This window comes from Pantoea sp. RG18 (genome assembly GCF_025910075.1).
Lineage (GTDB): Bacteria > Pseudomonadota > Gammaproteobacteria > Enterobacterales > Enterobacteriaceae > Pantoea > Pantoea agglomerans.
Genome location: NZ_JAPCIL010000042.1, coordinates 1 through 336 on the forward strand (window position 1 = coordinate 1; position 336 = coordinate 336).

Consider the following 336-nt stretch of genomic DNA (forward strand, 5'->3'; position numbering starts at 1 on the left):
GTTCTCATCGGGGAGGACGGGGTATTTGACCGTGAAGTGAATGCCTTTTTACGGTCCCTGGTTGATCCATCAAGCCCGGGGCGTAATACCTGGCGTACCTATGCCTATCAAGCGTACAGCCAGGATGAGTTGGACGTGATTGCGGAGAAGTATATTCACTGTTCGGCCAACTGGAATGCCATCGTGGTGAATACGGACGGTCTGATTCACGGCGGCGCATCACCCTCTGAGCTGATTGGCTTTATCAACCGCCCGGATGAGCAGTGGAAACGCTCTGTCTACAGCATGGACGGGAAGAAGGTATGAGGCTGAAAACACTTTTTCCCCTGCTGATGT

Annotated in this window: 1 pseudogene; it reads left to right on the forward strand. The window is 53.0% G+C overall.

The window, feature by feature from the left end:
• A pseudogene (locus OK409_RS22470) lies at positions 1-306 on the forward strand (hypothetical protein); the annotation flags it as partial.
• Positions 307-336 lie beyond the last annotated feature (30 nt).